Origin of the sequence: Streptomyces sp. NBC_00310, from assembly GCF_036208085.1 — a bacterium.
Taxonomy (GTDB): domain Bacteria; phylum Actinomycetota; class Actinomycetes; order Streptomycetales; family Streptomycetaceae; genus Streptomyces.
On the sequence record NZ_CP130714.1, the window covers coordinates 1499049 to 1519967 of the forward strand.

At 71.2% G+C, this 20919-nt stretch carries 16 protein-coding genes; 10 read left to right on the forward strand and 6 right to left on the reverse strand.

Going from position 1 to position 20919, the window contains the following annotated elements:
- The first annotated feature begins 142 nt into the window (after positions 1-142).
- The 3 genes from OG202_RS06585 to OG202_RS06595 all read left to right on the forward strand — a co-directional run bounded on the left by OG202_RS06585 (position 143) and on the right by OG202_RS06595 (position 2222).
- Positions 143-751, forward strand: a complete 609-nt coding sequence (locus OG202_RS06585) for a class I SAM-dependent methyltransferase (RefSeq protein ID WP_326584690.1) — start codon at positions 143-145, stop codon at positions 749-751.
- A 152-nt stretch (positions 752-903) separates the two neighbouring features.
- The gene (locus OG202_RS06590; protein WP_326584689.1) at positions 904-1200 is read left to right on the forward strand and encodes a hypothetical protein; all 297 of its coding nucleotides are present in this window, start codon (positions 904-906) and stop codon (positions 1198-1200) included.
- A 158-nt stretch (positions 1201-1358) separates the two neighbouring features.
- Positions 1359-2222, forward strand: a complete 864-nt coding sequence (locus OG202_RS06595) for a hypothetical protein (RefSeq protein ID WP_326584688.1) — start codon at positions 1359-1361, stop codon at positions 2220-2222.
- A 42-nt stretch (positions 2223-2264) separates the two neighbouring features.
- On the opposite strand, the gene OG202_RS06600 is transcribed toward OG202_RS06595, so the two are convergent.
- Positions 2265-2477 (reverse strand): hypothetical protein, encoded by a 213-nt coding sequence (locus OG202_RS06600; RefSeq protein WP_326584687.1) that lies wholly within the window; start codon positions 2475-2477, stop codon positions 2265-2267.
- A 221-nt stretch (positions 2478-2698) separates the two neighbouring features.
- Here OG202_RS06600 and OG202_RS06605 point away from each other — a divergent pair, with 221 nt between their 5' ends.
- Together OG202_RS06605 and OG202_RS06610 are read left to right on the forward strand one after the other, a co-directional pair.
- Positions 2699-5560, forward strand: coding sequence for a DEAD/DEAH box helicase (locus tag OG202_RS06605; protein ID WP_328222483.1), 2862 nt, complete (start codon positions 2699-2701; stop codon positions 5558-5560).
- Positions 5557-6846, forward strand: coding sequence for an SWIM zinc finger family protein (locus OG202_RS06610; protein ID WP_326584685.1), 1290 nt, complete (start codon positions 5557-5559; stop codon positions 6844-6846). The genes OG202_RS06605 and OG202_RS06610 overlap by 4 nt, the downstream gene beginning before the upstream one ends.
- A 107-nt stretch (positions 6847-6953) precedes the next feature.
- Here the strand turns inward: OG202_RS06610 and OG202_RS06615 are convergent, their stop codons facing one another.
- Positions 6954-7235 (reverse strand): hypothetical protein, encoded by a 282-nt coding sequence (locus tag OG202_RS06615; RefSeq protein WP_328222484.1) that lies wholly within the window; start codon positions 7233-7235, stop codon positions 6954-6956.
- A gap of 483 nt (positions 7236-7718) precedes the next feature.
- Positions 7719-8885 (reverse strand): xylose isomerase, encoded by a 1167-nt coding sequence (gene xylA / locus OG202_RS06620; RefSeq protein ID WP_328222486.1) that lies wholly within the window; start codon positions 8883-8885, stop codon positions 7719-7721.
- A 145-nt stretch (positions 8886-9030) separates the two neighbouring features.
- On the opposite strand from xylA, the gene xylB reads away from it, so the two are divergent.
- The 5 genes from xylB (at position 9031) to adh (ending at position 15795) form a co-directional block, all read left to right on the forward strand.
- The gene (gene xylB / locus OG202_RS06625; RefSeq protein ID WP_326584682.1) at positions 9031-10476 is read left to right on the forward strand and encodes a xylulokinase; all 1446 of its coding nucleotides are present in this window, start codon (positions 9031-9033) and stop codon (positions 10474-10476) included.
- Positions 10477-10583: 107 nt separating this feature from the next.
- On the forward strand, positions 10584-11792 hold the full coding sequence (locus OG202_RS06630; RefSeq protein ID WP_326584681.1) for an ROK family transcriptional regulator: 1209 nt from the start codon (positions 10584-10586) through the stop codon (positions 11790-11792).
- A gap of 281 nt (positions 11793-12073) precedes the next feature.
- Positions 12074-12673 carry an N-acetylmuramoyl-L-alanine amidase gene (locus tag OG202_RS06635; protein WP_327730989.1) on the forward strand — a complete coding sequence of 200 codons (600 nt, stop codon included), beginning with the start codon at positions 12074-12076 and terminating at the stop codon, positions 12671-12673.
- 173 nt (positions 12674-12846) lie between these two features.
- Positions 12847-14124, forward strand: coding sequence for a GAF domain-containing protein (locus OG202_RS06640; protein WP_327730988.1), 1278 nt, complete (start codon positions 12847-12849; stop codon positions 14122-14124).
- Positions 14125-14271: 147 nt separating this feature from the next.
- Positions 14272-15795 carry an aldehyde dehydrogenase gene (gene adh, locus OG202_RS06645; RefSeq protein ID WP_327730987.1) on the forward strand — a complete coding sequence of 508 codons (1524 nt, stop codon included), beginning with the start codon at positions 14272-14274 and terminating at the stop codon, positions 15793-15795.
- A gap of 289 nt (positions 15796-16084) precedes the next feature.
- Here the strand turns inward: adh and OG202_RS06650 are convergent, their stop codons facing one another.
- The 3 genes from OG202_RS06650 to pflB form a co-directional block, all read right to left on the reverse strand.
- Entirely contained in the window at positions 16085-17569 is a 1485-nt protein-coding gene (locus tag OG202_RS06650) for an anion permease (RefSeq protein ID WP_328222487.1), read from the reverse strand.
- A 201-nt stretch (positions 17570-17770) separates the two neighbouring features.
- A complete protein-coding gene (pflA, locus tag OG202_RS06655) occupies positions 17771-18517 on the reverse strand; it encodes a pyruvate formate-lyase-activating protein (RefSeq protein ID WP_327730985.1) in 747 nt (248 codons plus the stop codon).
- Positions 18514-20775 carry a formate C-acetyltransferase gene (gene pflB / locus OG202_RS06660; protein WP_327730984.1) on the reverse strand — a complete coding sequence of 754 codons (2262 nt, stop codon included), beginning with the start codon at positions 20773-20775 and terminating at the stop codon, positions 18514-18516. The genes pflA and pflB overlap by 4 nt, the downstream gene beginning before the upstream one ends.
- Positions 20776-20919: the final 144 nt, after the last annotated feature.

Here is a 20919-nt window from a genome sequence, read left to right on the forward strand (position 1 = left end):
GCTCCGGGACGCTAGTGGGGGCACGGGAGCACGGAGGGGGCGCATTTCGAAAGGTGCTGGAATGTGGCGCATATATGCACTGGAACGATCGCCTGCCGCCCGAACATGCGCGTCACCTCTCCTACCGTTCGAGTGAGGGATCATGCGGAGCATGAGCGACGACCACACACACGTCCAGGAGTTCTTCACGGCACGGGCCGCCCACTGGGACACCCGGTTCCCCGACGACGGGCCCGCCTACGCCGCCGCGGTCGCCGAACTCGGCCTGCGCGCGGGCGACCGGGTACTCGACGCGGGGTGCGGCACAGGACGGGCCCTGGAGCCGTTGCGCGCCGCCGTGGGACCTTCCGGAGTGGTACTCGGGGCCGATCTGACGCCCGCCATGCTGGAGGCCGCCGTACGGGCCGGACGCGACCGCGACGGGCAGCTGCTGCTCGCCGACGTCGCCCGGCTGCCGTTGCGCACGGAATCACTCGACGCGGTGTTCGCCGCAGGACTCGTCGCACACCTCCCGGACCCCACGGCGAATCTGCGGGAGTTGGCGAGGGTGGTCCGGCCGGGCGGCACGCTGGCGCTCTTCCACCCCATCGGCCGGGCGGCGCTCGCGGCGCGCCAGGGGCGGCAGATCACCGCGGAGGACCTGCGCGCCGAGGGGAACCTCGGTCCGCTGCTGGCCGGTGCGGGCTGGCACATGTCGTCCTACGTCGACGAGGACATGCGTTTCCTGGCGCTCGCCACGCGCGTCGGCTGAGCGGCGCCGCCCGGGAGGGCCGCCCCGCACAACGTCCTGAATGCGCCGTTCGCGGTGGCTTCACCTCACCCTCCCCCTTCTGTGGCCGCGCCTCCGTCTCTACGTTGAGTAGAACGAGCTGTGATACCGACGCGGGGGGGTAGGTAGCCCATATGTTCGGCAATGTTCGCAAGTCCTTCGACAGATTCCTCGACTCGTTGCGCGCGGAGACCACCACGCGGGAGGCGAAGCGCACCCACAATCTGTTCGAGGCCGCCGCCGTCTACATCTCGGCGTGCGCCGAGGACGACCAGGATCAGATCGACGAGGCCGTGACCTGGGTGTCGCCCGAGGCCCTGTCGTTCGGAGTCAGTGAGCTGGCGTGTCGAGCGGTCATCGCACTCGCACGGGAGCGGGACGAGTCTCCGGAGACGGTCGCGCGGTCACTTCTGGGGCTGCCCGCAGCCTGAACGAGTGAGGGTTGCCGGTCGATTCGCCCCTGTCCACCCGGATACCTGCAGCTCGCCCGGGATATCCGCAGCTCCGCACGGGGTTCACGCTCGTGACAAGGGCCCGCCGGGCGCATTAGGGTGCGCCGACGGACGAGCGAGAGCGATGGGAGGCCGGCATGGCCGGGACGGACGACGACGCCGTCACCGCCGGGGACGACGACGCGCTGTATGTGCTGACGGCGGTACTGCTCACGCCCGCGAACTTCCCCAGCGTGCTGGGCGACGACTACCCGGAGGCCTGCGCGGCCCTCGGCCTCGCACCGCTCGCCGACGGGTACGGGATCGTCCTGGGACAGGACGGTGACGGGGCCCGGTGGACGGTGGCGGTCGACGACGTGTCGTTGGTCGCCGTGGCCATCGCCTCGTGGGACTGCGGTATGGAGTACGACCTGTCGCCCGACGAGGATTCGGTCGTGGCCGCGCTGCCCGGCTGGCCCCTCGCGGTCGCCGTGGCGGCCCCGGGGGTGCCCGCGCCGCACGACCCCGACCCGGAGGTCTCGGACCTGCCCCCACTGAGCCCGCCGGACACCGGCACCTGGGGTCCCGCCCAGCGACGCCTGGGCGCCGACGAGATCGCGCTGCAGTGGGCGATGTGGCGGGAGCAGATCGACGACGCCGCGTTCACCGGGCAGGACGGTTCGAGCCGGACGGCGACCGGTGACGCGTCGGAAGCCGGGGCGGCGTCCGACGCCGGGAAGGGCGAGGGCGCCCCTCGCACGGGCATCCGCCGGGTTCTCGCGGAGGCACGCGCGTACGTGGAGTCCCCGCCACCCCTCGGGCGCGTCCGCTCCTCGTTCGCACCCGGTGACGCCAGGACCCTCCGTGCCGACGGTCCCGGCTGGTCGATGGTGGCCAGGACCGACGACATCGCGTTCGTCCTTCTCGACGAGGAACCCGGCGAGGTGCTGCCGGTAGGCCGGGGCCCGGAACTGCCGGGCCTCCTGGAGTCCCTCGACAAGATCGCCGTACGCCCGAACTGAGCCCGCACGCCCACCGGCCCGCACGCGCGGGCCGGTGGCACCTCAGCGGCCGATCTCCTTTCGGCCGGCCCGGCGCAGCCTGCGCCGCTGTGAGGGGTCCAGTGCGAGGTACGCGGCCGTGGGAATCCCCAGGACTATCAGGAGATTGGCCCAGAAGGGGAAGGGCAACAGGATCAGTAGGACGATCCCGATTGCCGCACCCCCCGCGGCGATCTTCGTGCTCTTCGACATCTCCGTCGCCTCCTTCGCGGCCACTGCCGCTCTCTGTCCTGAAAACGGGATCGGGCTCCCCGCAGTTCCGGACCACGACCCTGACACGTCCCTGAGTCGAACCCCCGTACAACCCTGAGATGCCCCCACCACCGACTGGGAAAAGTGACCCACGTCACTCCACAGTGCACCCATCGGAGGTTTTAGGTGCAGTATCCTCGGCGATTCTGCCTACGGTAGTCAAATTTGAGGAGTTCAGCATCCCTGTGCCGTCGAACCCCGTGGCAACCCCCTTCGAAGTCTCCGAGCTGACCCGCTGCCACGCCGTCTTCGTGGCCGCGGACCCTGCCCGGGCCGGCCACGTCGCCTTCTGGCGCGTGGACGGCCCGGCACCGCCCCTGGTCGCGCACGGCTCCCCCGGGGAGCTGACAGTCGTCCGACCTGGTGACGACGGCGTCGAACGGGTGACAGTGCCGGCCGTGTCGCTTCCGGTACGCGCCGCGCTTCCGGTGCTCACACGCGCGCGTACCGCCACGGGCGCCCACCGGTCGGCGGCCTTCTGGGGCGCGGCCGCCGTACTGGCACTCCAATTCGCCGCACGGGGACTGCTGTTGCCCGGCGTGACCGGCGGCGGTCACGACGCCTGGCGGGCGGGTCCGCTGCGGGCGGAGGACGTGGACCGGGTCAGGGAGCTGGCCGCCGCGATGCCACCGGAGGCACACGCGGCACCACTGGACCAGCGCGAGTCGCTGTGGCTGCCCGATCCGGAGCGGCTGTTGCGCGATTTCCTCGACGCCGTCATGGACTCGCTGCCCCGCACCCCCGCCGCGGGCGTCGCGACGGGCGACCCCGCCTTCGCCGCGCGGGAGCCGCAGTACGTGCCCGCGCAGCGGGCCTGGGCCGCCGATGTCGCCGCCGGGCACGACGCGGGGGTCCGCGTCTCGCTGCGCGTCGAGATCCTTGGGCTCGCCTCGGTCCGGGCCGACGAGGCGGCCGGGACGAAGCTGCCGTTCCGTGTCGTCCCGCAGGTGCACAGTGTGAGCGACCCCGCGCTCGTCGCGGACGCCTCCGCCGTGTGGGCCGGAGCCGAGATCTTCGGCCCGCGCGCGCGGATGGACGCCCTGCTGGCGCTTCGCCGGGCGGCCCGCGCCTGGGCCCCGCTCACTCCGCTGCTCTCCGCAGCCGTGCCGGATGCCGTGGAACTCGCCGACGAGGAGGTCACCGAACTGCTCGGGGAGGGCGCCCGGTTGCTGGCGGCGGCCGGTGTCGACGTGCACTGGCCCAAGGAACTGACACGCAAGCTGACCGCCCGCGCGGTCATCGGCCCACAGGACGACCAGCAGAGCACCGACAAAGCCTCGTCGGACACCCCGTCGTTCCTGTCCTCCGACGCGCTGCTGACCTTCGACTGGTGGTTCGCGCTCGGCGACCAGCGGCTCACCCGGCAGGAGCTGGACCAGCTCGCCGAGGCGAACCGCCCCATGGTGCGGCTGCGCGACCAGTGGGTCCTGGTGGACCCGGAGGAGATCCGCCTCGCCCGTGCGCAGCAGGACCGCAAGGTCTCCCCCGTCGACGCGCTCAGCGCCGCTCTGACGGGCTCGACGGAGGTCGACGGCCGGACGGTCGAGGTGCGTCCCACGGGGTGGCTGGCGACACTGCGGGAGCGGCTGTCGGACCCAGAGCGGCAGGAGCCGGTCGGGCAGCCGTCCGGACTCGCCGCGACGCTGCGGGACTACCAACTGCGGGGCCTCGACTGGCTGGCCCGGATGACCGCCCTGGGGCTCGGCGGCTGTCTCGCCGACGACATGGGCCTCGGCAAGACGATCACCCTGATCGCGCTGCATCTGCACCGCCAGGCGGACGCCTCGTCGGCGGGCCCCACCCTCGTGGTCTGTCCGGCCTCGTTGATGGGCAATTGGCAGCGGGAGATCGAGAAGTTCGCGCCGGGTGTGCCGGTGCGCCGCTTCCACGGGTCCCGGCGCGACCTGGACGGGCTCGCCGACGGGGAGTTCGTCCTGACCACGTACGGCACGATGCGGCTCGACGCGCCACGGCTCGCCGACGCGCCCTGGGGCATGGTCGTCGCGGACGAGGCTCAGCACGTGAAGAACTCCTACTCGGCCACGGCGAAGGAACTGCGCACGATCGGCGCACGCGCGCGCGTGGCGCTCACCGGCACTCCGGTGGAGAACAACCTCTCCGAGCTGTGGGCGATCCTCGACTGGACCACGCCAGGCCTCCTCGGCAGGCTCGGCACCTTCCGCACCCGGTACGCGCAGGCCGTCGAGGGCAGCCGGGACCCCGCCGCGGCCGAGCGCCTCTCCCGTCTCGTACGGCCGTTCCTGCTGCGCCGCCGCAAGTCGGACCCGGGCATCGCGCCGGAGCTCCCGCCGAAGACCGAGACCGACCACGCCGTGTCGCTCACCAGGGAACAGGCGGGGCTGTACGAGGCGTTGGTCCGCGAGACCATGGCGGAGATCGCCGCTGCCGACGGCATGGAGCGGCGCGGACTGATCGTGAAACTGCTGACCGGCCTCAAGCAGATCTGTAACCACCCCGCCCAGTTCCTCAAGGAGGAGCGGCCCCGGATCCCGGGCAGATCGGGGAAGTCGGAGCTGCTGGACGAACTGCTGGACACCATCCTCTCCGAGGGGGCGAGCGTTCTGGTGTTCACGCAGTACGTCCGGATGGCACGGCTCCTGGAGCGTCATCTGGCGGCGCGCGGTGTGCCCACGCGCTTCCTGCACGGCGGGACACCGATCCCCGAGCGCGAGGCCATGGTCGAGCGCTTCCAGGAAGGGGAGGTGCCCGTCTTCCTGCTGTCGTTGAAGGCCGCCGGCACGGGTCTGAACCTGACCCGCGCCGAGCATGTCGTGCACTACGACCGCTGGTGGAACCCGGCCGTCGAGGCGCAGGCCACGGACCGGGCTTACCGCATCGGCCAGACGCGGCCGGTGCAGGTGCACCGGCTGATCACGGAGGGGACGATCGAGGACCGCATCGCGGACATGCTGGTGCGCAAGCGAGAGCTGGCCGACGCGGTGCTCGGTGCCGGCGACACGGCGCTCACCGAGTTGTCCGACGCCGAACTGGCCGACCTGGTGGAGCTTCGAGGGGGCGCGGGATGACGGAACGCATGGGCCATGACGGAGAGCGCACGTTCGCGCCGCAGGCTCCTGTGCGTGGGCGGGGTTTCGCGCAGACGTGGTGGGGCCTGGCCTGGCTGAAGGCGCTCGAGGACGCGGCGCTGGACGGGGAGCAGGTGAACGCGGGGCGAAGGCTCGCGCGGGCGGGAGCCGTGGGCGCGGTGTCGGTGCGCCCCGGGCGCGTCACCGCCGTCGTCCAGGATCGCGACGGCTCCGCCCACCGCGCCGACGTCCTGCTCCAAGAACTGTCCGCCGACCACTGGGACCGCTTCCTGGACATGGCGGCCGAACGGGCCGGGCACATCGCCGCCCTGCTCGACCGCGAGATGCCACCGCATCTGGTCGAGGACGCCGCCACAGCCGGAGTCGAACTGCTGCCCGGGCTCGGTGATCTTGAAGCGGAGTGCGACTGTGGCGCCTGGGACCACTGCGGGCACACGGCGGCCCTCTGCTATCAGGTGGCCAGGCTGCTGGACCAGGACCCGTTCGTCCTGCTGCTGATGCGGGGGCGCGCCGAGCCCGCGCTCCTGGACGAACTGCAGGTGCGCAGCGTCGCCTCCGCGGCGGTCGGCCAGGAGGCGCCGGAAGGCCTCCAGGACAGTCGCCGCAACGGCTTGGACGCCGCCGAGGCGTTCGCGGCGGGAGAGGTCCTTCCGCCGCTCCCCGAGCCGCCCCGGCTGCCGGTGGAGCCCGGCCTGCCGCCCTCCCTGGACACCGAGGCCCCGCCCGCACCCGGGCTGGATCCGACCGCGCTCGAGTTCCTTGCGGCGCGGACGGCCCGGGAGGCGCATCGGATGCTGGCCGAGGCTCTTCGCCCCGGACACGAGCAGCAGCCCCTGGACGTCGAGTTGACGCTCCGACAGGACGCGGTTCGACTTGCGGCCGGTGGACCCGGGCCGAGCATCGGTGCACGGCTCGCCCAGGGTTCCGGGCGCGGCCCGGAAGGGTTGGCGCTCGCCGTCCGCGCCTGGCGGTACGGCGGGGTGGCCGGTCTCGCCGTACTCGACGCGGAATGGCACGTAGAGGCGGAATCGCTCGCACGCGCGCGTGCCGCTCTGGAGGCGGCGTGGGACGAGGACGAGCGGCCGTCGCTGCGGTCCGCGCACAACCGGTGGACCGTCGTCGGCGGATCGGCCCAGTTGCGCCTCGGGCGGGACGGCCGCTGGTGGCCCTACCGCAAGGAGCGGGGCCGCTGGGCACCGGCGGGCCCGGCAGCCCATGATCCGGCGACGGCTCTGGCTTCGGTCAGCGCCGAGACCGACGCCTGAGGCCGTCCTGGGCGAGCGAGGCCGGATGCCGTACGCGCGCGTGAGCCGCACTGCGGTCCACGCGCGCCCGGGGCCTCCTCGTCCAGCCTGCGGTTCGGCGACCTGCGTCACTCGGCGTCGCCGGCCGGGGCCGGGAACAGCGAGTCGAGGTCGCTGGGCAACCCGCTCGGGAACTCGCTGGGCAGATCGCTCGGGAAACCCGAGGGCAGCGTCGGAAGGTCGCTGGGCAGCCGGGACGGGAGGCTCAGCGACGGGGTGGGCGATGGGCTCGTACCGCCGCCGGTCTCACCCGGCGGCTTCTCGTCCGGCGATCCCGCACCCCCGGTGGCCATCAGCACGGCAGCGACGACGGCGCCCAGGACGACGATCACGGCCAGGACGATGAGCACGAAGGTGCGACGCCCACCGGGAGAGGGGCCACGGGGCGGATCGGGTGGCCGACCGCCCCCGCCCTGACTCGGGGGCTGCCGGCCACCACCCTGCCCCGTCGGAGGCAGACCACCACCCCACGAAGGAGGACCGAAGCCTCCGGGCGGTGGCGTGTATTCCCCGGTCGGCTCGCCCGGCGGCGGGTCGTAGCCCCGAGGTGGCGGCCCGGACCCTCCGCCGTTCGACGGCGGTGTGCCGTCCGGGGGCCGGGGCGGCTGGGACGGTGGCGGCGGCATGCCCATACCGTCCAGAGTCGCCTCGAAACGGCCAAGGCGCGACCCCTGCACGGAAGTTGATACGGACTCATGCCACGGATCGCATGATTCCGGAGAATTCCGCGCAGGGATCGGCCGAGGGAGACGAACGGGTCGGCCGAGACAGAACCCGACCGAGCCGGGGGAAACCCCTTCCGCCTCGGCGGAAGGGGCCCCACGCGCGCGTGATCAGCCGCGCGCACCCAGCAGGTGGTCCATCGCCAGCTGGTCGAGCTGCTCGAAGGCCATGCCGCGAGCGGCGGCGGCCTCGGCGTCGAACTCCTCGAAGGCCGTACGGTCAGCGAGCAGGGCCTGCAGACCGTCGGCGGCCGTGGGCTGGGCCAGCTGGTCCAGCCGTGCGGCGCGCAGGGCCTCCTGGACCTCCGCGTCCGCGCGGAAGGCGGCCGCCCGCTCCTTGAGGATGAGGTAGTTGCGCATGCAGCCCGCGGCCGACGCCCACACACCGTCGAAGTCCTCGGTGCGCGGCGGCTTGAAGTCGAAGTGCTTCGGGCCCGCGTAACCGGCACTCTCCAGGAGGTCGACCAGCCAGAAGGCGGAGCGCAGGTCGCCCGCGCCGAAGCGGAGGTCCTGGTCGTACTTGATGCCGGACTGGCCGTTGAGGTCGATGTGGAAGAGCTTGCCCGCCCAGAGGGCCTGGGCGATGCCGTGCGGGAAGTTCAGCCCGGCCATCTGCTCGTGGCCGACCTCGGGGTTGACGCCGTACAGCTCCGGGCGCTCCAGGCGCTCGATGAAGGCCAGGGCGTGACCGACCGTGGGGAGCAGGATGTCGCCGCGCGGCTCGTTCGGCTTGGGCTCGATCGCGAACTTCAGGTCGTAGCCCTGGGAGGTCACGTACTCGCCGAGGAGGTCGAAGGCCTCCTTCATGCGGTCGAGCGCGTCCCGGACGTCCTTGGCGGCGCCGGACTCGGCGCCCTCACGGCCGCCCCAGGCGACGTAGATCTTGGCGCCCAGCTCGACCGCCAGGTCGATGTTGCGGATCGTCTTGCGCAGCGCGTACCGGCGGACGTCGCGGTCGTTGGCGGTGAACGCGCCGTCCTTGAAGACGGGGTGCGTGAAGAGGTTGGTGGTGGCCATCGGCACGGTCATGCCGGTCGTGTCCAGGGCCGCACGGAAGCGCTTGATGTGCTCCTCGCGCTCGCTGTCCGAGGACCCGAAGGGGATCAGGTCGTCGTCATGGAAGGTCACCCCGTAGGCGCCGAGCTCCGCCAGACGCTGCACCGACTCGACCGGATCGAGGGCGCGCCGGGTGGCGTCGCCGAACGGGTCCCTTCCCTGCCAGCCGACGGTCCACAGGCCGAAGGTGAACCTGTCGTCGGGGGTGGGCTGATAGTTCATGCCGCGGCTCCTTGCGCTCCGACTATTTCGTCATGGCGATTTACAAATTAGTATGCGGACGCGTCTCTGGGAAGACAAGATGTCGCCCGCCGGAGGCGTCAGCCGTGTCAGCGGCAGTCTCGAGCCGTGTGAGAGGGAGAGCCCGATGTCAGCAGCCGAGGGTCCGCTCGTCGTCGGTGTGGACTCGTCCACACAGTCCACCAAGGCCCTGGTCGTCGACGCGTCGACCGGACGGGTGGTGGCGAGCGGGCAGGCGCCGCACGCCGTGTCCTCCGGGGCGGGCCGGGAGAGCGACCCCCGCCAGTGGTGGGACGCGCTGTGCGAGGCGCTGCACCAGTGCGGGGATGCGGCGCGCGAGGCCTCGGCGGTGTCGATCGGCGGCCAGCAGCACGGCCTCGTCACCCTCGACGCCCGCGGTGAGCCGGTCCGTCCGGCGCTGCTGTGGAACGACGTGCGTTCGGCGCCGCAGGCAGCCCGCCTGGTTGAGGAGCTGGGCGGCGCGAAGGCGTGGGCGGAGCGCGCCGGCAGTGTGCCGGGCCCGTCCTTCACCGTCACGAAGTGGGCCTGGCTGGCCGAGAACGAGCCGGAGGCGGTCCGTGCCACCGCCGCCGTACGCCTGCCGCACGACTACCTCACCGAGCGCCTCACCGGCCAGGGCACGACGGACCGCGGCGACGCCTCCGGTACGGGGTGGTGGGCGTCGGCGACCGAGGCGTACGACGCGGAGGTCCTCGCCCATGTGGGGCTGGACCCGGAGCTGCTGCCCCGTGTGGTCCGGCCGGGCGAGGTCGCCGGGACCGTACGGGACGCCCACGACCTGCCGTTCGCCAAGGGCACCCTGGTCGCCGCCGGTACGGGTGACAACGCCGCCGCCGCGATGGGGCTCGGGCTGCGACCCGGCACCCCTGTGCTGAGCCTCGGCACCTCCGGCACGGTGTACGCCGTCTCCAGGCACCGCCCCGCGGACCCGACCGGCACGGTGGCGGGCTTCGCCGACGCGCACGGGGACTGGCTGCCCCTGGCCTGCACCCTGAACTGCACCCAGGCCGTCGACCGGGTCGCCGCCCTGCTGGGCCTGGACCGCGAGGCCGTGGAACCCGGCGCGAGCGTCACTCTCCTGCCCTACCTGGACGGCGAGCGCACCCCGGCCCTGCCACACGCCTCGGGCCTGCTGCACGGACTGCGCCACGACACGACCGGTGGTCAGCTGCTCCAGGCCGCGTACGACGGTGCCGTCCACTCGCTGCTCGGCGCCCTCGACCTGGTGCTCGACGCCGACGCGGACACCTCCGCACCGCTGCTGCTCATCGGCGGGGGTGCACGGGGCACCGCCTGGCAGCAGACCGTACGTCGCCTTTCGGGGCGTGCCGTGCAGGTCCCCGAGGCCAAGGAACTGGTCGCGCTCGGCGCCGCCGCGCAGGCCGCCGGGCTACTCACGGGCGAGGACCCGGCCGCGGTCGCCCGCCGCTGGGACACCACCCGGGGGCCGGTGCTGGAGGCCGTGGAGCGGGACGAGGAGACGCTCGCCAGGATCTCGGGGGTACTGTCCGACGCGGCACCGCTGCTGGAGCGCGAACCGGGCGGCAGCTGACCGGGCCAGGGGGTGTCCGAAGTGGGAAAATCTGATTCCGGCATGATCTACAGGACCATGATCTACAGGACACCCACCAGGACACTCCGACGGGAGCCGAGGGAGGCATGAGCGCACCGCTGCACGAAGCCCACCCGAGCGGCTCGGGCCGTCGCCTGCCCGACAACCAGCAGGGCATGCGCCGCCGCAACCTCTCCCGGGTCATGCACACCGTCAACGCCGAGGGACCACTGTCCCGGGCCGCCGTCGCCTCGCGGATCGGTCTGACCCGGGCCGCCGTGTCGACCCTGGTGGACGAGCTGATCCGCTCGGGACTCCTGGAGGAGCTGGGCCCCGAGCGCCCCGGCCGGGTCGGACGGCCCGGCTCGGCGCTCGCCCTCAGCGGACGCGGCCCCGCCGGCATCGGCGCGGAGATCGGTGTCGACCACCTCGCGGTCTGCGCCGTGGATCTGCGCGGTGAGGTACGGGCTCGGGCGGTGCGGCACGGCACCAACCGCGGCCGGGCGCCCGAGCCTGTCATCGAGGAGCTGGCCGAGCTCGTCCGAGGGGTCGTCGCCGACGCGGAGGACGAGGGCTTGTGGCCCGCGGGGCTCGCGGTCGCCGTGCCCGGGCTCGTGGCGAGCGACGCCCGGACCGTGGTCCGTGCCCCCAACCTCGACTGGCACGACACGGACCTGGGCGCCCTGCTGCCCGGCGGCCTGCCGGTGACCGTGGACAACGAGGCCAACTTCGGCGGCCTCGCGGAACTCTGGCTCGGGGACGGCACACCGCCCGACTTCCTGCACGTCTCCGCGGAGATCGGCATCGGTGGCGCGGTCGTCGTGGACGGTCGACTGCTCCGCGGAACGCGCGGTTTCGCGGGCGAGTTGGGGCACATTCCCGTACGACCGGAGGGCCCCGACTGCGCGTGCGGGGGACGCGGCTGTCTGGAGCAGTACGCCGGTGAGGAGGCCGTGCTGCGGGCGGCCGGACTGGAACCGGGAGAGCACCGTGTCGAGTTCCTCGCCGAGCGGGCCGCCGCCGGTGACCAGGATGTGCACCGGGCCCTGCGCGGCGCCGGCACGGCGCTCGGTATCGCGCTGACCGGCGCGGTGAATCTGCTGGACCCGGAGACCGTGGTGCTGGGCGGCGCCCTGGCCGCCCTCGCGCCCTGGCTGCTGCCTTCGCTGGAGCGGGAGCTGGCGCGGCGGACCGCCGGTCCGGCCTGCGCCGTGACCGTGTCCCGGCTGGGCTCCGAAGGACCGCTGCTGGGCGCGGCCCACTCGGTGGTGCGGGGTGTGCTGGACGATCCGGCGACGGTCGGCGTACGACCGTAGCGCGGCCACCGCACCCCACCACCGTTCATGGGCCTACGCGGCTCGTGGGCCTGCGCGGTTCGTGGGCCTACGCGGCTCGTGGGCCTGCGTCGGCCGCTTCCCTCTTCCGGGTGACGAAGTTATCCACAACTCACTGCTTTTCCACCGTTTTCCACACGCTCGGACGGCCCGATCGGCAATCGCCGTACCGTGATTCACGCGAGGCGCAGCCATTCGACCAGCGGATGCGTCTTCGCGTACGACGTCCGAGCGGAATCCCCATCCCCGAAAGGCGAACCCAGATGGAGCGAGCCAGGCCGTTGCCGAGCAGGCGACGGCTGTTGCAGGGCACCGCCCTCGCCGCGATCCCCTACGCGTTGCTCCCGAACCCCCGGGCCGGCGCCCACTCGCCGGCCGTCGACTACGCGCACGGCCGGTGGGAGCCGGCGAGCGCGGCCAACTACACCGCGGCCGACCGCCCGACCGGCCAGCCCGTCGATCTGCTGATCATCCATGTGACGCAGACGACGTACAAGAACACCCTGCCCGTCTTCTGGAACCCGGCGAAGCAGGTCTCCGCGCACTACGTGCTCCGGTCGGCCGACGGACGGGTCACCCAGTGCGTCCGCGAGCGCGACATCGCCTGGCACGCGGGCAACTGGGACTACAACGCGCGGAGCATAGGTATCGAGCACGAGGGCTGGATCGACCGGCCCGAGTACTTCACCGGTGCCATGTACGAGCAGTCTGCGGCGCTCGCCTCGGCGATCTGCGACAAGTACGCCATACCGAAGGACCGCGCCCACATCATCGGCCACTACGAGGTGCCGGGCACCGACCACACCGATCCAGGACCGCACTGGGACTGGGATCGCTACATACGCCTGGTCAACGCCGCCTGACCCGGTCGGGACCGACGCCGCCTCGGGTAATCCGGGCCGCATCCTCCGAGGTCGTCCGGGCCCAAGCGATCCAGGACCGTCCGATCCGGGGAGGGGGACCGCGTGGCTTGTCGGGGCGTGCCTTCGGCGGTGACGATGGGTTCCTGCAGTGAGTGCTTTCCCGGGAGGCCGAGTTGACCGATCCATGGGTGGCTCTGGAGCCGGGAGCCGATCCCGTCGAGCGCGTGCGGGTGCTGCGCCGCGCGCATGAGGCGTTCACGCAGCAGGGCACGATGGCGCGACCGGTGCGTTCCGTCGTGGCGGACTCGTGGCGGCGTTCGGCGAGGGCTGGTGTCGGGCCGGAGGGCACCGCGTGCGTGGAACTGACGGACGGCGACCTCGGTTCCTACCGCGCGGAGCATCCGCTGGCCCGGGTGATGCCGTTGGTCCGCGAGTTGCTGGGCACGTTCGCGTCGGACGGCGAGCATCTGCTGGCCGTGTGCGACGCACAGGGCAGGCTGCTGTGGGTGGAGGGGGACGCGACGACCAAACGGAGAGCGGACCGGATGAACTTCGTACCGGGGGCGCGTTGGGCGGAGTCCGCGGTCGGGACGAACGCGCCGGGCACCGCGGTCGCCGTGGACCGGCCCGTGCAGGTGTTCGCGGCCGAGCACTTCATTAGGCGGGTGCAACCGTGGACGTGCGCGGCGGCGCCGGTGCACGATCCGCGCACCGGGCGGGTGCTCGGCGCGGTCGACATCACCGGCGGCGACGGCCTGGCGCATCCGCACAGCCTCGGCTTCGTGCAGGCGGTGGCCCGGGCAGCCGAGTCCCAGCTCGCCCTGCTCACCCCGCCCGGGGCTTCGGCCGACGCGCTCGAACTGGCCGCTCTGGGGCGCGACGAGGCCCAACTCCTCGTCGGGGGGCGGAAGATCAGGCTCAGCCCTCGGCACAGCGAGATCCTGGTGCTGCTCGCCCGACACCCGGAGGGTCTCTCCGGCGACGAGTTGCTGTGCGCACTGTACGAGGACGAGTCGGTGACGCCGGTGACACTGCGGGCCGAACTGGCGCGGCTGCGTCGCCTGCTCGGGCCGGGGCTGCTCGGGTCGCGGCCGTATCGGCTCACCCTTCCGGTCGAGTCCGACGTGGCGGTCGTGGAACGGAGGCTGGAGACGGGCGCGGTGACGGCGGCCGTGTCGGCGTACCGGGGTCCGCTGCTGCCGGGTTCGCAGGCGCCGGCCGTCGTACGGCTGCGACACAGGCTCGCCGACGGACTGCGCACCGCCCTGATAGCACGCCGCGATCCCGATCTCCTGGCGGACTGGTCGCACTGCCCCTGGGGCGAGGACGACCTGGACGTGTGGCGAGCGCTCGCGGCCGTACGACCGGCACCGGCCGTATGGTCCCGGTTGCGCGAGTTGGAGTCGGAGCTGTCGGCACCACCGGGGTGGGAGCATTTTCGGGGCCCCTGAGCGCTGTCTCCAGGACGCCGGTATCGCACGTGCTCCGGGCTTCTCTGCGAAAGCGTGGCCGCGCAACGTCGTTGCAACATTCGGGTTCCTAGCCTCCTCGCGAGAGCCGCCCAACGGCGGGTGGCGCTTCTCGGGAGGCAGGTATTCATGACCCGTTTCGCAGCGCCCGGTACGGACGGCGCGGTCGTCTCCTACGAGTCGCGTTACGACCACTTCATCGGGGGTGAGTACGTGCCGCCGGCGCGCGGGCAGTACTTCGAGAACCCGAGTCCGGTGAACGGGCTGCCGTTCACGGAGATCGCGCGAGGTACGAGCGAGGACGTGGAGCGCGCGTTGGACGCGGCGCACGCGGCCGCGCCCGGCTGGGGGCGTACGTCCGTGACCGAGCGGTCGGACATCCTGCGGAAGATCGCCGACCGGATGGAGGAGAACCTGGAGAAGCTGGCGGTCGCGGAGAGCTGGGAGAACGGCAAGCCGGTGCGCGAGACGCTGGCCGCCGACATCCCGCTCGCCATCGACCACTTCCGGTATTTCGCGGGGGCGATCCGCGCGCAGGAGGGTTCGTTGGCGGAGCTCGACGACGACACGGTGGCGTACCACTTCCACGAGCCGCTGGGTGTGGTCGCCCAGATCATCCCGTGGAACTTCCCGATCCTCATGGCCACGTGGAAGCTGGCGCCCGCGCTGGCGGCGGGCAACGCGGTCGTGCTCAAGCCGGCCGAGCAGACCCCGGCGTCCATCCATGTCTGGCTGAGCCTGGTGGCGGATCTGCTGCCACCGGGAGTGGTGAACATCGTCAACGGGTTCGGAGTGGAGGCGGGCAAGCCTCTGGCGTCGAGTCCTCGGGTAGCGAAGGTGGCCTTCACGGGCGAGACGACGACCGGGCGCCTGATCATGCAGTACGCCTCGGAGAACATCACGCCGGTGACCCTCGAACTGGGCGGGAAGTCGCCGAACATCTTCTTCGACGACGTGTGGTCGGCGAACGACGACTTCCGTGACAAGGCCCTCGAAGGCTTCACGATGTTCGCGCTCAACCAGGGCGAGGTGTGCACCTGCCCGTCGCGGGCGCTGGTGCAGCGCGGCGCCTACGCCGAGTTCATGGAGGCGGCCGTCGCCCACACCGAGCAGATCAAGACCGGGCACCCCCTGGACACCGACACCATGATCGGCGCCCAGGCCTCCAACGACCAGCTGGAGAAGATCCTCTCCTACCTGGACATCGGCCGACAGGAGGGCGCGAAGGTTCTCACCGGTGGTGAACGCATCGAGCATGACGGTGAGTTGAAGGGCGGCTACTACGTCCAGCCGACGATCTTCGAGGGCGACAACCGCATGCGGATCTTCCAGGAGGAGATCTTCGGACCGGTCGTCTCCGTGACGTCGTTCAACGACTTCGACGACGCCATCAAGATCGCCAACGACACCCTGTACGGCCTCGGGGCGGGCGTCTGGACGCGGGACGCCAACACCGCCTACCGCGCGGGCCGTTCCATCCACGCGGGCCGCGTCTGGACCAACTGCTACCACGCCTACCCGGCCCACGCCGCGTTCGGCGGCTACAAAGGGTCTGGCATCGGCCGCGAGAACCACAAGATGATGCTGGACCACTATCAGCAGACGAAGAACCTGCTGGTGTCGTATTCACCGAAGAAGCTGGGCTTCTTCTAGACGCAAAAAAGGGCGTCTGACCTGGGCAAATGCCCGTCAGGCGCCCTCCGGAGCCTACACTTAGGCAACGAGTCGAAATACGGCTCTGCTCCCGATATCTCCCACCGCTATCCCACCTCTGACCAGCTGTTCCGGGATATATCCGGGCCAGTTCCCGGCTGGCGCGACTTCAACGGCCACCGGCCCCCGGTTCCTCCCAATGCCTCATCGACTCCTCGATCCGAGAGCTCTGTGAACTCTTGGGGCATCGGCAGAATCGAAGCAAACGAAGCGAACGAAGCCTCCTGGCTCACCAGTAGCCAAGGACAGCGAACCAAGCGGCTCCGGCGCCCATCCAGATGACGATGTTGGCCGCGGCGGCGATCAACCCGGTGCGCCACCATTCGGCGAGGGTGACGTAGCCGCCGCCGAAGAGCACCGGTGCCGGTCCGGAGGCGTAGTGGGTCAGGCCGCCGTACAGCGAGCTGACGAATCCCAGGACCAGGGCCGCCATCAGGGGCGGTGCGCCGGTGGCGATCGCGGCGCCCAGGAAGGCCGCGTACATCGCCGCCACATGGGCGGTGTTGGAGGCGAACAGGTAGTGCGAGAAGAGGTAGACGAGGGTGAGGATCACGAACGCCTGTTGCCAGCCGAGGCCTTCGGTCGTGTGAGTGATCGAGTCGCTGAACCAGCCGATCACGCCGAGCTCCTGAAGCTGTCCGGCCATCATCACCAGCACGGCGAACCACACCAGCGTCGCCCAGGCGCCCTTCTCCGCGACCAGGTCGCTCCAGGTCAGCACTCCGGTGACCAGGAGTACCGCAACTCCGGTGAAGGCACTGGTGGTCGCCGACAGGTCGTACACCTGGCCGCCGACGGACCACAGCAGGAGCAGCAGCACGAAGGTCCCGCCCATGATCCACTCGTGGCGTGACATGGAGCCGAGGTCGGCCAGTTCGGCGCGGGCCTGCCGCGGCGCCTCGGGGGTGTCCCGCAACTCCGGCGGATAGACCCGGTACAGCAACGCTGGGAGGACGAGGAGGGCTATGAGCCCCGGGACGGACGCGGCGACCGCCCAGCGGGTCCAACTGAGGTCGACGCCCTCCTCCGCGGCGAACTTCTGGACCAGCGGGTTGGCGGCCATCGCGGTGAGGAACATCGCGCTGGTGACGGTGTTGACCTGCATCGCGGTCACACTGAGGTAGGCGCCCAGCTTGCATCTGCTCTCATCGCCGGGCTCCGAGCCGGCGTTCACGCTCAGCGAGCGGATGATCGGCTGGATGACGCCGCCGGAGCGGGCGGTGTTGCTGGGGGTGGCCGGGGCCAGCACCAGGTCGGTGAGGGTGACGCCGTAGGCCAGGCCGAGGCTGCTCCTGCCCAGCGTCCGGACGAACAGCAGGGCGATGCGCCGTCCCAGGCCGGTCTTGGTGAAGCCGATGGAGATGAAGAACGCGGCCACGATGAGCCAGATGGTCGGCTCGGAGAACCCGCCCAGGGCGACATCGGGTTCCAGCGTCCCGGTGATCATGGTCGCTGTCAGCCCGACGAGCGCGACCGCCGCCAGCGGCAGCGGTTGCAGGATCAGGCCCAGGACCGTCGCGGCGAAGATCGCCAGGACCGCCCAGCCGGCCGGCCTGACCTCGTCCGGCCTCGGCAGCAGGAAGAAGACGACGACTCCGGCCACGACGGGGAGGACCCACTTCATGGCCGTCCACAGCTGATCGCCGTGGGTCTTCCGCCGCACCGGCTCCGGCCCGGAGCCGGTGCCCGGTGCTGTGTCCACGTACTGCCTCATGCCCCACATCCCTGTTCCGCAGAGTTCCGCAGAGCCATGAGGCTCTGTTCCCTTGTGCGATGGCGCGGTGGCGCCTGCAAGTCCATGGTCATGTCGGGGCGTTCGGCACGGCAGCGGACGGTGGGCCCTGATCCCGGGACCAACGGCACCCACACGCGGTGCCGTTCGGCCCGAGGGGCGCCGTGGGTCTTCAGTCCGCCTTCAGTCCGCCAGGAGACCCTGGGCGCGGAACTGCTCGCAGACCCGGCTCACCAGAGCGGGGTCCGGCGCGGCGATGTCGCGTAGCGGGAACGGAATCCCCAGGGCGTCGTACTTCGCCGCGCCGAGTTTGTGGAAGGGCAGGACGTCGACGCGTGCCACGGTGCCGAGCCCGGCGAGGAAATGGGCCAGGCCGTCCACGGCACTCTCGTCGTCGGTCCAGCCGGGCACCAGGACATACCGGATGCGCACGGGTATGCCAAGCCGGTCGAGGCGGGTGGCGAAGTTCAGGGTGGGGGAAAGTTCGCCGCCGGTCAGCTTCCGGTAGGTGTTGACGTCGAAGGACTTGCTGTCCAGCAGCACCAGGTCGGTGTCGGTGAGGAGTTCGTCGGTGGCGCGGGCGCCGAGGAAGCCGGAGGTGTCGAGGGCGGTGTGCAGTCCGGCCGCCTTGCAGCGGCGCAGGACCGCGCCGGTGAAGGCGGGCTGGAGCAGGGGTTCGCCCCCCGTGATCGTCACTCCCCCGGCCGCCGCGGTGATGAAGACACGGTACTTCTCGATCTCCGCCATCACCTCGTCGACCGAGGTCTCCCGGCCGTCGCGCATGTGCCAGGTGTCCGGGTTGGCGCAGTACAGGCAGCGCAGCGGGCAGCCGGAGACGAAGAGCACGAACCGGGTCCCGGGACCGTCCACTCCCGTGGACAGGTCCCAGGAGTGGATCCGGCCCGTCGTCCGGTCGGTCACGGTGCTCACCGTGCACCGTGGAAGGTCCGGCTGATCACGTCGAGTTGCTGCTCACGGGTCAGCCGCACGAAGTTCACGGCGTACCCGGAGACCCGGATGGTCAACTCGGGGTACTTCTCCGGGTGTTCCATCGCGTCCTCCAGCGTCGCCCGGTCCAGGACGTTGACGTTCATGTGGAACCCGCCGGCGGCCATGTAGGCGTCAAGGATGCCGACCAGGTTGCCCGCGCGTTCGCCGGGCACGTGGCCCAGCCCCTCCGGGGTGATCGTCATGGTGAGCGAGATACCGTCGCGGGCCTGCTCGTACGGCAGCTTGGCCACCGAGAGCGCGGAGGCGGCCACACCGTGCCGGTCCCGCCCGTTCATCGGGTTGGCGCCGGGTGCGAAGGGCTGCCCGGTGCGGCGGCCGTCGGGGGTGTTGCCGGTGTGCTTGCCGTAGACGACGTTCGAGGTGATGGTCAGCACCGACTGCGTGTGTTCGGCGTCGCGGTACGTGGGGTGCTCGCGCACCTTCGCCATGAAGGACGTCACGAGATCGGTCGCGAGGGCGTCGGCGCGGTCGTCGTTGTTGCCGTACGCGGGGTAGTCGCCCTCGATCTCGTAGTCCACGGCCAGCCCGGTCGCGTCCCGGATCACCTTGACGCGCGCGTACTTGACGGCGGACAGACTGTCGGCGGCGACCGAGAGTCCGGCGATGCCACAGGCCATGAAGCGGTGTACGGGGTGGTCGTGCAGGGCCATCTCGATGCGCTCGTAGGCGTACTTGTCGTGCATGTAGTGGATGACGTTGAGCGTGTTGACGTACGTGGCCGCCAGCCAGTCGAGCATGTGGTCGTACGCCGCGGACAACTGCTCGTAGTCCAAGTACTCGCGGGTCAGTGCGGGCGCCTCGGGGGCGATCTGCTCGCCGGTGATCTCGTCGCGCCCGCCGTTGATCGCGTACAGCAGCGCCTTGGCGACGTTGACACGGGCGCCGAAGAACTGCATCTGCTTGCCCACCGCCATCGCGGACACGCAGCAGGCGATCGCGGTGTCGTCACCGGTGCGCGGCCGCATCAGGTCGTCGGACTCGTACTGCACGGCGCTGGTGTCGATCGAGACCCGGGCGCAGAACTCCTTGAAGCCGGAGGGGAGTCGGGACGACCACAGGACGGTCAGGTTGGGCTCGGGGGCGGGCCCCAGGTTGTACAGGGTCTGCAGGAAGCGGAAGGAGGTCCGGGTGACCAGCGTCCGCCCGTCGGCGCCGATACCGCCGATGGACTCCGTCACCCAGGTCGGATCGCCGGAGAACAGCGCGTCGTACTCGGGGGTGCGCAGGAACCGCACGATCCGCAGCTTGATCACGAAGTCGTCGATCAGCTCCTGGGCGCGGGTCTCGTCGATGGCCCCCTCGTCCAGGTCCCGCTGAAGGTAGACGTCGAGGAAGGTCGAGGTACGGCCCAGCGACATCGCGGCGCCGTTCTGCTCCTTCACCGCCGCGAGGAAGCCGAGGTAGAGCCACTGGACGGCCTCGTGCGCGGTGACTGCGGGGCGGGAGACGTCGCAGCCGTACGATGCTGCCATCCGCGTCAGCTCGCCCAACGCCCGGATCTGCTCCGCGAGTTCCTCCCGGTCGCGGATGACGTCCGGGCCGGAGGGCCGCGCGTCCAGCAGGGCGCGCTCGGCCAGCTTGGCCTCGACGAGGCGGTCGGTGCCGTAGAGCGCCACCCGCCGGTAGTCGCCGATGATCCGGCCACGGCCGTACGCGTCCGGCAGCCCGGTGATGATCCCCGCCTTGCGGGCCGCGCGCATCTCAGGGGTGTAGGCGTCGAAGACACCGTCGTTGTGGGTCTTGCGGTAGGTACCGAAGACGCGTGCGACGAACGGGTCCGGCTGGTAGCCGTACGCCTTCAGGCCGTTCTCCACCATCCGCAGGCCGCCGTTCGGCATGATCGCCCGCCTGAGCGGAGCATCGGTCTGCAGGCCCACGATCAGCTCACGGTCGCGGTCGATGTAGCCCGGCCGGTGCGAGGTGATGGTGGACGGGGTGCCCGGGTCGACATCGAGGATGCCCTTTCGGCGCTCCTCCGGGAACAGGGCGCTGACCTTGTGCCAGACCGCGAGGGTGCGGTCGGTCGGGCGGGCCAGGAAGCCCGCGTCGCCCTCGTAGGGCGTGTAGTTCGCCTGGATGAAGTCGCGCACGTCGATCCGGTCACGCCAGCGCTCGCCCGTGAAGCCGCGCCACGCGGACTCGGGTGCCTCCGCGCCTGTCGGTACCACCGTGGTCATCACTGCCTCCGCATATGTTCACGACACCGTCCACGGGATCCCGCTGACGTCTCCGCTGTCGATGCTCGTCCGCTTCGGCGGCGTCCGACAGGGCCCTCGGGTGCCCGGTACGATGCCGTCCGGCCCTCGGTGGAGGACGCTTCC